This window comes from Clostridium minihomine, assembly GCF_900240385.1.
GTDB lineage: Bacteria > Bacillota > Clostridia > Oscillospirales > Acutalibacteraceae > Faecalispora > Faecalispora minihomine.
Window position 1 is genome coordinate 194,147 of sequence record NZ_OEQH01000004.1, and the last position, 13,943, is coordinate 208,089.

Sequence of the window (13,943 nt, forward strand, 5' to 3'; positions counted from 1 at the left end):
TCGAAACAACTCAAGAGGATGACCGCTGCCATAGTTTACCCCCCGGTTGTTTGCGACAACGAAAGCGTCTTTCGTTTTTACCGCGAGGATATTATAGCATAAAAGAGCCTTTAAAACGTCTTTTTACCCGCCCCGCAAGTTCTTTCCTGTCCCCCACAGCAATTTGTTACAATTTCTATTTCGACAAAATTCTTGCCTTTTTTCTGTATCACTGAATTTTTAAAGAGCTCTTTAAATCACCTTCCTGAAATTTGGTTTTCAATCAGCAATTTTGGCAGATTCATTAGACAAAGATTACAACAAAAAGCCCCGGAATGCTAAAAATACGCATTCCGGGGCTTTGCATTAAATTCATGTTGCTGATTTAAAAAGCAGAAACAACGATTGGTAAAATCGCCTTATTCCACTACTCCGCCTTCTACTACCAGGTTTTCAGGAGCTACTGCTTCGCCATAAACGGGTTTGAGTGTTGCTTCAAAGTCCTTATGGAAAAAGTTTTCTTTGCCCAGCTCTTTGATTTCTTCATTGAGCCAGTCAAGCAATTCTTTGTTACCCTTCTGAACTGCCGGGGCAATGGTATCGATATCACCAAGGCTCTCAATGCCTACGGTAAATCCGGGATTTTGCAGCGCCCAAGCCAGAACTTCTGTGTTGTCGGTGGAGAATGCATCGCCGCGTCCATCCAACAGAGCGTTATAGGTTTCGGTATACTGGTCATACTTTTGCAGCTTAATCTCGGGATGATTTGCAGTAAAATAGGTTTCAGCGGTGGTTCCTTTTGCCACAATCAAGGTTTTGCCTTCCAGCTGTTTTGCATCGGTAATCAGCGCCTTATCCGGGCTGACAACGCCCAAAGCTACTTTCATATAAGGCAAAGCGAAATCTACAGACTCCTTGCGCTGTTCTGTTACGGTAAAGTTTGCCAGAACGATATCTACTTTGCCGGTTTTCAGGTATTCCACACGGCTGGCGGGCTCCAGAGAAACATATTCCACATCAACACCCAGATCTTTTGCGATCCGCTCTGCGAAGTAAACATCATAGCCCTGATATTTGCCGTTGGCATCTACATAGCCAAAGGGGTTTTTATCGCTGAATACACCGATAATAACTTTGCCGCTGTCTTTGATTTCCTGTAAAGAACGAGCGTTGGCTCCGCTTTGTGCAGCGGAAGAAGTTTCTCCGGCTCCGCTTTCGCCGGAAGAAGTATTATTGGAAGAGCAGCCTGCGAACAGGCCGATGGACAAAGTCAGTGCAAACGCAAGGGAGAGCGCTTTGATTCTTTTTTTCATAATAGTCCCTCTTTTCTGTTATTCAAAAGTGAATATATTCAAAAACCGCTGCAATCGTTCGGTTTTTGGCCGGGTGAAAAAGGCCTCCGGTTCCCCGGATTCCACAATTTCGCCGCCGTCCATAAAAATAACACGGTCGGCAATCGCTCTGGCGAACTGCATTTCATGAGTGACAATCACCATGGTCATTCCGCCTTTGGCCAGCTCCAGCATTACATCCAGCACTTCCCTGACCATTTCCGGGTCAAGGGCGGCTGTCACTTCGTCAAACAGCATGATCTCCGGCTGCATCATCAAAGCGCGCACAATGGCTACCCTTTGCTTTTGCCCGCCCGAAAGCTGACGGGGATAGGAATTAATTTTATCTAAAAGACCCACCCGTTCCAAAAGCTTTTCCGCCATCTGTTTGGCTTCTTCTTTCTGCCGGCCCTGCACCTTTAAGGGGCCCAGCAGAACATTATCCATCACAGTCATATGGGGGAACAGCTCATAGCTTTGAAACACCATGCCGATTTTCTGCCGGATCTGGCTCCATTTGGCCGTACCGTCTGTTAAAATCTGGCCGCCCAAAAGTATCTCTCCGGACTGGATCGGCTCCAGCCCGTTAATACATCGCAGTAATGTACTCTTTCCACAGCCCGATGGGCCGATGACCACAACGACTTCGCCCTTTTGAACCGTCAGGGAAACGTCTTTTAATACATCCGCCGAGCCGTAATCTTTTTTCAGATTTCGGATTTCCAACAGAACTTCTGTATTTTCCATGTGTTTCTTCCCCCCTTATCCTTGCCATCTCTTTTCCAGTCTTCCCGCCAAACGTGAAATGGGGAAACATACCAGAAAATACAGGAAAAAAATTGCTCCATAAACCCACAGAGCCGCACTGGGCGCCGTGTAACGGTTTGCTTCAATAATTTGCTGCCCCACCTTCAAAACCTCTACCACACCGATCATCACAATTAAAGAGGTGGTTTTGACCATGCGCGTGGTCAGGTTAATGGCCAGCGGCAAAAGCCGCCGAAAGGTTTGGGGTATGATAATATGCTGATAAATTTGTGCGCTGGTCAATCCCAGCGCCCGGCCGCTCTCGTACTGATGCTTTGGAATTGAAATCAATGCTCCGCGCACCAGATCGCCCATTTCTGCCGTTCCCCAGAACACAAAAACGATAATAGCCGACAATTCACCAGAAAGATGAACATTAAAGGCTTTGGTCAAGCCGAAATACACCAAAAACAAAAGCACCAGCTGGGGCATAATGCGAACCGCTTCCAGATAGATGCGCGTCAGTGCCTTAATAATCGGATTTTTTAAGGTCATAATCATGCCCAACACAATCCCCAGCACCATAGAAATCGCCACCGAAAGAAATGCAATGCGCACAGTAATCCAAAGGCCTTCCAAAAGGCGCAGCATATTTCTGCTGTCCAGCAATATGCTAATTCCCAAATCCTGCATAGCGCATCTTCCTTTCCAACAGCGAAGAAGCAATCGAAATCGGCAGCAGAATGACAAGATACGATGTCACCAGCAGGAACAGAGCTTCATCTGTTTTGTAATATAATCCAATCAGATCTTTGGCTACATACATTAAATCCGCCAGCGCAACCACGCTGAATACAGACGTTTCCTTAATTAAAAAGATAATATTGGCACAAAAGGCCGGAACCGAAACCGAAACCGCCTGAGGCAGCACTACATACCGAATAATCTGGGCATGCTCCAGCCCGATACTCAGCCCGGCTTCGATTTGATTTTTTTCCACAGATTCTAACCCGCTGCGGAAGGCTTCTGCCATATAGCTGCCGCCCAAAAAGGACAAACCCAGCACAGCACAGCTTTCAGAACTAATAACGACCCCAAGCTTTGGCAGCCCGAAGTACAGGAAAAACAGCTGCACCAAAAGAGGCGTGTTGCGCGATAATTCGATGTACACGCCGATTACCCTGCGCAAAACAGGGACTTTATAATATTGAATCAGGCTGCAAAACAGCCCAATCAGTAAAGAAAAGAAAATTCCCCACAAGGCGATCCGCAGTGTCAAACCGGCTGCGGTAACATACATGGGTGCGTATTCCGCCATAAAATCAAAATCCAAGACTTGATTCCTTTCTTCATTCCAATTCAGGAAAAAAGGCATTGCCTCTTTTTCCTCTGTCTATGATACGGCGTTCCCCTAAAAGGCGTTCGCTTAATTTCTTAGTAATCATATATGAATTACGGATTATATATTACTATATTTCTTTCTCAGTGTCAACTGAAACAAATAATTTTTGAAAAACCTGGCAAAAACCGCATCGCTCTTCCTAATTTGTTTGTGCTAACACAACAGAAAATAAAAAAATTAAAAACGCCTTAAAAAATGCCGCTTTTTTTCAACTTACTGAATAATACCGCAAAAAGCCGCCGGACAACCGGCGGCTTTCCGCCTAACAATCTGTTGTTACAGCTCAAAAACCATAGGGGTATAGTGGGTATCCTGACGCAGAAAACCCAAGTATTCATAAAGCTTTTTTCCTTGATTGGTCGCTTGCAAATCCACGTGGCAAAGCCCTTTCTGGCGGGCATCTTCCAGTGCCATTTTTACCAATTTGGCGCCCACACCCTGCCCACGGCATTCCGACTTTGTGTAAACATTCATCAGAGTCCCGGTTTTTCCATTTAGGGCGGTGGGCCCTGCGGGCTTTTCCTGCACCAACATCAGAACCGTTCCCATAAGCTGACCATCTTCCTCTGCCACATAGCCCATTAGGTCTGTGCCCAAATGCTTTTTCAGATATTCGGGCAATTGGCTTTCTACAGCCGCGGTTTGTTCCGGAGTCAAATAACCCCAATCTGCAATTAAATAAGAAACACGCATGGTAACAAGCTGCTCAATATCTTTTTGTTCTGCCGTTCGAAATACCATAAAAAACTCCCCCTCCTGCCGCATCCGCGGTAAAAAATCAGCATTCAGTTCCCCTGTTGTTAGCCGCACAAGCAAACCGAATGTTTTTTCTTTTTTCCATATGAAAACACGCCTCCTGCCCTGGGCAGGAAGCGTGAACATAACCCAGCGTGCGCTGGTGGCTGGGCTGGATGGATTCGAACCATCGCGATGACGGAGTCAAAGTCCGTTGCCTTACCGCTTGGCTACAGCCCAATATTACGATTGAATCAAAACGAGGCAAAAATTTTCATCTTTGCCTCGCCTGTTTTTAAATGGGGTGGAAGATGGGATTCGAACCCACGATCTCCAGTGCCACAAACTGGCGCTTTAACCAGCTAAGCTACATCCACCATATTGGCGCGCCAAAAGGGATTCGAACCCCTGGCCTACTGCTTAGAAGGCAGTTGCTCTATCCTGCTGAGCTATTGGCGCAAATGTCTTGGAGCGGGTGATGGGAATCGAACCCACACGACCAGCTTGGAAGGCTGGAGTTCTACCACTGAACTACACCCGCAGCTCAAAGCGACTTGTGTATTATACCATGTCCAAAGACAGATTGTCAAGATAACTCATTAAATTATTTGCAGGCTGTGCTGCCTTTTTCTCAATCATAAGACGGCAATTCTATTTTTCTTTCGGTTTTGTTTCAAAACCAGCCAATGGATTTCCGCATCCACTTTCAAATTTTCTTCTCAAATCTATAAAGTTTGAAGTAGTAGAGAGAAAACTCGTTTGATTTGGTTCTATCTTATCTTCCATTTCCCTTTGGAATGATATAGAATGGATATAGAAATATATGGGAATTAAAGCATATCATAAGATGTTCCACTGAAACCCAATCGAGCGTGCAGCCAATTGGCCAGAAAGCAGGTGAGATATCAATGATGCACTTAGTATTAACTGATCAATATACTCTATTATATTTTATCGTGCAAATCGGGATTTTAGCTACTTTAATGCGGACGATATTGCAAATAGAAAAAAGAGCCGGTATTAAAAAGAAATCGTCTCGGAATTATTTTTTCTTTTTTTCCATCCTATTGCTCTTATTTAACTATGTTTACTTAAGCCTGCATTATGCTTTGAAATAAGCCAGTGCTTTGATTTGATACCTATAGTAAAAATCCCTGCAAATCACAAAAATGCGTCTTGAACAAGGTTTTAAACCGATTCAAGGCGCATTTCTTCATTGAAGCATAAACGATATCATTATTAAATGATTTGCAACTTGATTTCGTCATTCTCTTCTGTAACCGCAATGCCCGATAAGGCTTCTTCGCTGTGTTCCACAATTTGAGAAGCAATTTGATCCTCTACCTTGCGGCGAATCAAATTACGCAGATCACGGGCTCCGCTTTTCCCGCCAATGGCGTGTTCCGCCAGCCACTGCACTGCTTTCTCTTCATAAGCAAAGCGAATTCCTCGTTCTTGCAGCGTTCCGGTGTATTCTTCCAGCATCAAAACGGCAATTTTGCGGAAATCCTCTACCTTCAGCGGGCGGAATACAATCACTTCGTCCACACGGCTTAAAAACTCCGGGCGCAAAAAATCAGACAAAGCCTTCATGGCCTTTTCACGGCTGGCATCGGCTTCTGTTTTGTTAAAGCCCAATGCGCCTTCCTTTTTCTCACTGCCCGCGTTGGATGTCATCACAATAATGGTATTCTCAAAATTCACGGTACGTCCCTGAGCGTCGGTGATTCTGCCTTCATCCAAAATCTGAAGCAAAATATTCATCACATCGGGATGTGCTTTCTCAATTTCGTCAAACAACAAAACGGAATACGGGCGTCGGCGCACTTTTTCGGTTACCTGACCGGCCTCATCATAGCCCACATATCCGGGCGGAGAACCGATAATCCGGGAAACGGAATGTTTCTCCATAAATTCAGACATATCCAACCGAATCAGAGTTTCCGGCGAATCAAACAATTCTTTGGAGAGCACCTTGGCCAGTTCTGTTTTTCCCACACCGGTGGGCCCCACAAAAATAAAGGAAGCGGGACGGCGGCGGGGACTGATCTGCACACGGCTGCGGCGAATGGCAGCGGCCACGGCGGCCACGGCCTCATCCTGACCGATTACCTTTTGGTTCAGCACAGATTCCAAAGCCGAAAGCTTTTTCAATTCATTTTCCTGCACACGGCTGGCCGGAATTCCTGTCCAAAGCTCAATGACATGAGCCAAATCCTCTATCGCTACATCGCGCCCCAAAGCCTCCGGCATTAAAACGCGGGTTTTTTCTTCTAAACGGGCAATTTCCCAGCGTACTTCCGCCAACTTTTCATAATCCGGATCAATGCCGTCAATCGTCAGATCTGTTTCTTTCTGGCGAAGCTGATCCAGCTCAAACACAGCGGTATCATAATCTGCCATTTTCTGATTGCGAAGTGCGGCACTGGCACAGGCCTCATCCAGCAAATCGATGGCTTTGTCGGGCAAAAAGCGATCGCTGATATACCGCTCTGAAAGTACCACGGCACGGCGCACCACGTCATCCGGCACATGGACCCGATGGAATTCCTCATAATAGCCTTTGATTCCCATCAGAACCCCCACGGTTTGTTCCACCGAAGGTTCTGTGATGCGAACCGGCTGAAAGCGGCGTTCCAGGGCACTGTCTTTTTCAATATATTTTCGGTATTCCGTATAAGTGGTGGCACCGATGACCTGAATTTCGCCACGAGACAAAGCCGGTTTTAAAATGTTGGCCGCATTCATAGAGCCTTCTGCATCGCCGGTTCCCACCAGGTTATGAACCTCGTCAATAAACAAAATGACATCGCCGTCAGCCTTTACCTCATCCACCAGTCCCTTAATGCGGCTTTCAAACTGACCTCGGAATTGGGTTCCGGCCACCAAAGCCGTTAAATCCAGCAGGTGAATTTCTTTCTTTTTCAACCGCGCCGGAACTGCCCCTTGGGCAATGCGTATGGCAAGGCCCTCTGCAATAGCAGTTTTACCCACACCGGGCTCACCGATCAGACAGGGGTTATTTTTGGTGCGGCGGCTTAAAATCTGAATGACGCGGGCAATTTCCTGATCCCGCCCGATAATTCGGTCAATTTCGTTGTTTCTGGCCCTTCGGGTCAAATCCGTACAGTAAGCGTCAAGATGCTTGCGCTTGCCTTTCCGGGTCTCGGTCTTTTTTCTTCCGGTTGTTTGGGTGGTTTCACTACCGGTTGGTTCGGGAGCCGTTTTTCCGCTTCCGCCAAACATGCTTTGAATCAGCGGAAAGGTGGCTGCGCCGCCAGGGATAAATCCATCTTCCCCGTCGCCGTCCGGATCCAGCTCGCCCATCATTTCGGTGATCTGATCCTCCATGCTTTCCAGCTGTTCTTCCGTAATTCCCATCTGACTCATCAAATCGTTAATGGGTTTAATGCCAAGCTCTTTGGCACATTTCAGGCAATAGCCTCTGGTGTCCTTCGCATCCGCGCTGGAGGCAACAAATACAACAGCCGGACGTGTTTTGCATCTTGAACATATCATCTGTGAATTCTTTCCTCCGCTGCCGCAACGGGTAATTTTATAATGCTGCCCTGCGGCGAAATTGGGGCAAACCGGCACCTTATCCCTTTTTGTGGGTAATGGTGCGTCTGGCTTTCAGCTCCAGATCCATCTCATCTTTGGGGTCTTGAGATCGAAGCGTATTCCAGAAAATTTGAAAATATCGAATAAAAGCATAGACCATCATGCCAACGGTCGCTGACAGCAGTGTAATGGTGAGAAGCATATTCTCATAGTGGAAAAATCCTTTGAGCACATAAATGATGGCAAAGGATACATAAAACATGGTGGTAGCCACCTTGCCATACCATTTTGCCGCTGAGGGGCGTTTTTTCTTTTGAATCAGAACACACGCCGCTACAATCATAACACTTTCTTTTACAATAAAAACCGCTAAAAAAGGCAGAAGAACCGGCTCTGAAATGGCCATACAAACAGCCACAGCAGCCTGAGTCAGCTTATCTGCCAAGGGATCCAGCATTTTGCCCAGCTCGGTAATCTGGTTAAATTTACGGGCAATATAGCCGTCCACCAAATCTGACAAGCCAGAAGCAATCAGCACAACCCCTGCCATTCGCCAACTTTCCGCCAAAAAATAAAAAACAAAAGGCGGAATCAGCAGAATCCGGAATACCGAAAGCGCATTCGGAACCGTGATATTTTTATTGATTTCCCTCATCCTTCTACTCCCATCTACACCCAGGCCATTCTTTCATTATTCCTCGGGAAAGAGGGAATAAACCGGGGTATTTTGATAAAGCGTCTGGTAGACTCGGGAAGAATCCAAATCTTTCTGAGTCATTCCAAATAAGCCGTCCTTCGTCATGGGAATCGAAAGCTGAAGCAGCAAACAAAGCAACAAAACAACGGCGCCGCCGGTAAGGAACCCGAAAACGCCGCCAAAAAGACAATTGATCTGACGTAAAACAGGCAAACGGAATACCGCGCTGACAATCCGAACCAAAGACTGGACCAACATAATAAAAATTGAAAATAAAATAACAGTAAGTGCCAACCGGGTCACATTGATGACCGCAGGAGACAAAAGATCCGCAATGCGGGGGGCAGACTCCTCAATCGAGCGGCTTAAAATCGTCCCAAGGCTATCGGCCGTCATCCCCTGTTGTTTCAGTGGATTTACAAACATGGCGGGGAAACTCGTTTCCAGCGCCTGCGCCTGTTGCGATACGCTTTGTCCTGCGGTCTGCTGTAAAACAGCAGTGATTTTTTCCACGATGCGGCTGTAAAAAAAATTTTGGTAAACATAAACTGCTGCCGTCCTGCCAAGCATAGCCGCAGCCAGTGACGCCACCAAATAACCAACAAACCCCACGAGGGAACGAACCAGCCCTTTTTGGTAACCAACCATTGTAAAAAGTAAAATTACCACAAGCAAAACGATGTCCAAAACGTTCACAAGCAGCCTCCAAATTCGAGAATATATCTTAATGATCTTATCCTTTAATATACCACAAAGCAGGTAACTCTACAAGCTTACAAAACCAAACAAAATGTAAACAAAATAACAATCTAGAAAAAACTGGAAAAGTTCGGCTCTGTCCTACCCAGAAAAAAGGGAGGCAGAGCCGGTATGGTTTAGGAGCCGGATGCGTTCTGCACCGCACTGGAAGCCGAGTGCTGCGCCTGAACAAACCGTCCCATGCGGATTTCACTAAACCCCAGAATATAAACAGAGCTTTCATCGCGCAGTGTCAAAGTTCTTGCATCTTCCCCGCCGTCACAGCTGCCTTTTTCTGTTCCTCCAGCCACGGAATAAGCCCGGATGGTTCCGTCATTGAGCAGCACAGCGGCAGTGTCGCCATAAAGTGAAACAGCGCCCGCAGGTTTCTGAAGCGGAACAGACGCCGATTGTTTCCCCAGGTTGTCCAGCAAAATCAGACTGGCAGAGTCTGCATTGGCATAAGGAGAAAGCAAAAGCGCCGTTCTCCCATTATCCACAGCACAACCCAAAAAAGATTGAGAGCCGTAACTGTAATCGGTTTTGTTTCCACTTTCTGAAATCACACTGGTCAGCCGATCGCCAACCGCCACAATCGTTCCGTTCTGTCCATAATCCAAAGACAGCATCAGGTTTTCTTCATAAGTAAACTGCTTCACCGGTTTTGGATTGCTGAAGTCAAATAAGTATACGGTGGAAACCAGCCCCCCGTTTAATGCCGACACCCCGGCCACGGCTGCTTTGGTTCCGTTTCGGTTCAAAGCAATATGGGTCACGTAATATTCCGAAAAATCATAGGTATACTGTGGTTTTCCGTTCTCTAAATACACCGTCATTTTAGAATTGTAGCCTTTGCTTTCTGTGGCAAGGGCTATTCGCCCATTTCCGGCAATGGAGCCCGCCAAAATATTGGCATCGGCTATTGCGCGTTCCCCTGATTTAGAAAAACCCTCAACCTGATAGCCTTTTCCGCCCAGATTATAAATCAGCACCCGCTGTCCCCAGGCTTTGGCCACCGGACTGGAAAAGCTGTGCTGCCGGCGCACCAATTCCTTGGCAGTGGAATTGAGCATTGTCAAAGAGGTGTCACTGACAACCACCACATTCTTTTCCACCGAAAAGAAATTTCCGGGGGCAATGTCCCGGCCGTTGGCAATATCCGTGGGGAAACCATCCCCCATTCCCATGCCAACCACTTTAGACTGAACCCATTCCGACAGATTTTGGGGCGACAAGTTCACGCGGTTGAACCACAACAGCAGCCCAACCACCGAAAGGATTAAAATGAGAATGACGCGGTTCAGCCAGCGGGGCATTTGAGGAAACCTCATTTTGTCCCGTTTTTCTCTGACATTGGGATTCCCCTCGTAGCCGAAATCATCCAAGTCCATTTCATCATCTGCAAATCTTTTTCCTTTGGTTTTGCGTGTCATCCCATCACATCCTCATCATAAAAGACTCGGTTCAGATAAAGTCCGCAGGCCGGCGCCGTGGGCCCCGCCGCACTGCGCTCCCGCTTTTCAAGCACTTCCGGTATCTGCTCTGGGGTCAGCTTGCCCTGGGCAACGCGCAGAAGCGTGCCCACCATAATGCGAACCATATTATACAGAAAACCGTCGGCTGCCACAGTAAACAGCACCATGTCTCCTTCCCGGTGCAGCTGGGCCTTGGTTACAGTACGCACCATGTCGCCCCGGTCACGGGAATCCAACGTACAGAAGGAAGTAAAATCATGGGCTCCCACATAGTGAGCCGCCGCTCGGTTTAGCTTTTCTAAATCCAAAGGATACCAATAGTGCAAAGCGTATCCATTTAAAAAGGGATTGCGCACCGGTGTGTTCCAGATTTTATACACATATTCTTTGCCCCGGCAGGAATACCGGGCATGAAAATCCAAAGGCACTTCACAGCAGGACAGCACCGCAATGTCCGGCGGCAAAAAGTGGTTCATGGCTGCCACCAAACGCTCGCAGGGAATATCCCGCTCCACTATGGCACTGACACAAAATTGCAGGGCATGCACACCGGTATCCGTGCGGCTGCACGCTTTTAAATCGGGAGCCTTGCCCAGCACCCGCCCCATAGCCTGCTGAAATACTTCCTGCACGGCCACCGCATTTTTCTGCACCTGCCAGCCATGATAGCCCGAACCGTCATAGCTGATTCGAAATAGCACATTTCTCATACTGCCCTCCACCCTCAGAACAGGCTGGGGAACAGCACAGTACAAAGCAGAACACCCATGCAAACCAAAGAAGAGGCCACAATTGCATAAGCATCCAACCGGGTCATGCGCAGGCTTTTCATTTTGGTGCGCCCCTCACCGCCCCGATAGCAGCGGCACTCCATGGCCATGGCCAATTCATAGGCTCGGCGGAAAGAAGAAACAAACAGCGGAATCAAAATGGGAATCAGCGCTTTTACCCGCTGAAAAATTCCGCCGCTTTCCAAATCGGCCCCCCGCGCTTTTTGAGCACTCATAATTTTGTCGGTTTCCTCCAGCAAAGTGGGCACAAACCGCAGGGCAATGGTCATCATCATGGCGATCTCGTGAACCTTCACCCGAAAGATTTTCAGCGGCTTCATAATACGCTCCAGCGCATCGGTTAAATCGGTTGGTGAAGTGGTAAAAGTAAGTACCGAGCTAAACAAAATCAGACTGATAATGCGCACCGCGATAAACACACAGTTGACAACGCCCCCGGTTCGGATGGTCAAAAAGCCAAACTGAAATAAGATATCGCCGCTGCCGTAAAACAGATTTAAGATAGAGGTCAAAAGAACCACTATCATAACCGCTTTCAGGCTTTTTAGATACTGCCGCATGGAAATACCCGAAAGCAGCATCGAAAAAACCACCAAAAGCGCCATCAGCGCCATGGCCGGCAAATTATTGGCTACAAAAATAAATAAAATAAAGACAAAGGTCAAAACAATCTTAACGCGGGCGTCCATGCGGTGAAGCAGGGATTTTCCCGGGAAATACTGACCCAGCGTAATGTCCCGAATCACCTGACGCACCCCCTTTGTTGAAGCAGCGGAATCAAATCCCGCAGCGCCTGTTCCACAGTCAGGGCACTTTCATCCACAGGATATCCCTTTTCTTTGAGCAGACTCATAATTTTTGTTATTTGCGGCACCCGCAGCCCCATGCTTTCCAACTCGCTTCGGCGGGAAAACACCTGCCCGATGGTATCCATCATCACCGCTTTGCCCTGATTCATCACCAGCGCCCGGTCGGCTACTCTGGCGATATCCTCCATACTATGGGATACCAAAATCACCGTATTGCCTCTTTTTTGGTGGTAGCTGCTGATCTGATCCAAAAGTTGATCGCGACCCTGAGGATCCAGCCCGGCGGCAGGCTCGTCCAAAATTAAAATGTCGGGATCCATGGCCACCACGCCCGCAATGGCGGCGCGTCGTTTTTCTCCCCCAGACAATTCAAAGGGTGATTTTTCTAAAAGCTCGGGCTTCAGCCCAACAAATTCAGCTGCGCCCAGTGCTCTTTCTTTCACTTCTTCCTCCGAAAGCCCCATATTGCGGGGGCCAAAACAAATGTCTCGAAACACGGTTTCTTCAAACAGCTGATATTCCGGGTATTGAAACACCAGCCCTATCTGAAACCGCACTGCACGAATTTTCTTGGGTTCTGCCCAAATATCTTTACCGCCCAGCAAAATTTGTCCCTCAGTGGGGCGTAAAAGGCCGTTAAGCTGCTGAATCAATGTGGATTTCCCCGAACCCGTGTGGCCAATCAGCCCCAAAAATTCACCCCGGCGGATGGTGATATTCACCTTGTCCACCGCCGTTTTTTCAAAGGGAGTTCCTATGCCGTATCGATATGTTAAATCCTTGGTTTCCAAAATCACCATGCCGTTATTTCCTCCCGTCCCGTCACCGGGTTAAGACTTCAGCAGCAGCTCCAGAGCGGCCACGCATTCCTCTTCATTTAAAACACCCTGGGGCACGCTGCATCCGGCTTGCTCCAGCCGGTAAAGCAGCTCGGTTGCCTGAGGAACATCCAGGCTGTGCTGCCGCAAAAGATCCACATGGGAAAAAACCTCTCGGGGAACACCTTCCACCAAAATGCGTCCGCTGTCCATCACAATCACCCGATCGGCTTGTACGGCTTCATCCATGTAATGGGTAATTAAAACAATAGTGATGCCCTTTTCCCGATTCAGGCGACGGATGGTTTCCATCACTTCGGTTCGCCCTCTGGGATCCAGCATCGCCGTGGGCTCGTCCAACACAATGCAGTCCGGCTGCATGGCAATAATACCGGCAATCGCCACCCGCTGCTTCTGCCCGCCAGACAGTTTATAGGCAGAATGGGTTTTGTATTCCTCCATGTCAACGGCTTTCAGCGCCTCATCCACTCTTTGGCGAATTTCCTTAGGGGGAACCCCCAAGTTTTCCGGCCCAAACGCCACATCTTCTTCCACAACGCTTGCCACCAGCTGATTATCCGGGTTTTGCAAAACAAGACCCACTCGCTGGCGAATTTCATATTTTAAATCTTCGTTCAGGGTGTCCATCCCATCCACATACACTTTTCCCCCGCTGGGCAGCAGCATGGCATTAAAGTGCTTGGCCATGGTGGATTTTCCTGAACCGTTATGTCCCAAAAGCGCCACAAACTCCCCTTTGCGAATGTTCATGGAAACTTCGTGCAACACCTGCTGGGCGTCTTCGTTTTCTCCCGAATCATAAAAGAATGATACTTTTTCCGCCTGAAGATATTCCATAC

Annotated in this window: 13 protein-coding genes and 4 tRNA genes; all 17 read right to left on the reverse strand. The window is 47.8% G+C overall.

From position 1 onward, the window contains the following. Positions 1-398 precede the first annotated feature (398 nt). Positions 399-1,292, reverse strand: coding sequence for a cysteine ABC transporter substrate-binding protein (locus tag C1A02_RS10610; protein ID WP_101698199.1), 894 nt, complete (start codon positions 1,290-1,292; stop codon positions 399-401). 18 nt (positions 1,293-1,310) lie between these two features. Next, positions 1,311-2,057 carry an amino acid ABC transporter ATP-binding protein gene (locus C1A02_RS10615; protein ID WP_101698200.1) on the reverse strand — a complete coding sequence of 249 codons (747 nt, stop codon included), beginning with the start codon at positions 2,055-2,057 and terminating at the stop codon, positions 1,311-1,313. A gap of 15 nt (positions 2,058-2,072) precedes the next feature. Then, positions 2,073-2,750, reverse strand: a complete 678-nt coding sequence (locus tag C1A02_RS10620; RefSeq protein WP_101698201.1) for an amino acid ABC transporter permease — start codon at positions 2,748-2,750, stop codon at positions 2,073-2,075. Continuing rightward, positions 2,731-3,390 carry an amino acid ABC transporter permease gene (locus C1A02_RS10625; protein ID WP_101698331.1) on the reverse strand — a complete coding sequence of 220 codons (660 nt, stop codon included), beginning with the start codon at positions 3,388-3,390 and terminating at the stop codon, positions 2,731-2,733. The genes C1A02_RS10620 and C1A02_RS10625 overlap by 20 nt, the downstream gene beginning before the upstream one ends. A gap of 345 nt (positions 3,391-3,735) precedes the next feature. After that, positions 3,736-4,200, reverse strand: coding sequence for a GNAT family N-acetyltransferase (locus tag C1A02_RS10630; RefSeq protein WP_101698202.1), 465 nt, complete (start codon positions 4,198-4,200; stop codon positions 3,736-3,738). A gap of 158 nt (positions 4,201-4,358) precedes the next feature. After that, positions 4,359-4,434: transfer RNA gene (locus tag C1A02_RS10635), tRNA-Gln, on the reverse strand. A 60-nt stretch (positions 4,435-4,494) separates the two neighbouring features. Continuing rightward, positions 4,495-4,571: transfer RNA gene (locus C1A02_RS10640), tRNA-His, on the reverse strand. Positions 4,572-4,576: 5 nt separating this feature from the next. Next, positions 4,577-4,653 (reverse strand) — tRNA-Arg (locus tag C1A02_RS10645). Positions 4,654-4,661: 8 nt separating this feature from the next. Continuing rightward, positions 4,662-4,735: transfer RNA gene (locus tag C1A02_RS10650), tRNA-Gly, on the reverse strand. Positions 4,736-5,433: 698 nt separating this feature from the next. Beyond that, positions 5,434-7,713, reverse strand: a complete 2,280-nt coding sequence (locus tag C1A02_RS10660; RefSeq protein WP_101698332.1) for an ATP-dependent Clp protease ATP-binding subunit — start codon at positions 7,711-7,713, stop codon at positions 5,434-5,436. Between the two features lie 79 nt (positions 7,714-7,792). After that, positions 7,793-8,410 (reverse strand): CDP-alcohol phosphatidyltransferase family protein, encoded by a 618-nt coding sequence (locus tag C1A02_RS10665; protein ID WP_101698204.1) that lies wholly within the window; start codon positions 8,408-8,410, stop codon positions 7,793-7,795. A 36-nt stretch (positions 8,411-8,446) separates the two neighbouring features. Next, positions 8,447-9,148: a CvpA family protein gene (locus C1A02_RS10670; RefSeq protein WP_101698205.1), complete on the reverse strand. Its 702-nt coding sequence runs from the start codon at positions 9,146-9,148 to the stop codon at positions 8,447-8,449. A gap of 179 nt (positions 9,149-9,327) precedes the next feature. Next, positions 9,328-10,623, reverse strand: a complete 1,296-nt coding sequence (locus tag C1A02_RS10675) for a DUF5711 family protein (protein ID WP_101698206.1) — start codon at positions 10,621-10,623, stop codon at positions 9,328-9,330. After that, a complete protein-coding gene (gene truA / locus C1A02_RS10680) occupies positions 10,620-11,375 on the reverse strand; it encodes a tRNA pseudouridine(38-40) synthase TruA (RefSeq protein ID WP_101698207.1) in 756 nt (251 codons plus the stop codon). The genes C1A02_RS10675 and truA overlap by 4 nt, the downstream gene beginning before the upstream one ends. A gap of 14 nt (positions 11,376-11,389) precedes the next feature. Further along, positions 11,390-12,202 (reverse strand): energy-coupling factor transporter transmembrane component T family protein, encoded by an 813-nt coding sequence (locus tag C1A02_RS10685; protein WP_101698208.1) that lies wholly within the window; start codon positions 12,200-12,202, stop codon positions 11,390-11,392. Further along, a complete protein-coding gene (locus tag C1A02_RS10690) occupies positions 12,199-13,065 on the reverse strand; it encodes an energy-coupling factor transporter ATPase (protein WP_101698209.1) in 867 nt (288 codons plus the stop codon). The genes C1A02_RS10685 and C1A02_RS10690 overlap by 4 nt, the downstream gene beginning before the upstream one ends. 30 nt (positions 13,066-13,095) lie before the next feature. Next, positions 13,096-13,941 (reverse strand): energy-coupling factor transporter ATPase, encoded by an 846-nt coding sequence (locus C1A02_RS10695; RefSeq protein ID WP_101698210.1) that lies wholly within the window; start codon positions 13,939-13,941, stop codon positions 13,096-13,098. Positions 13,942-13,943 lie beyond the last annotated feature (2 nt).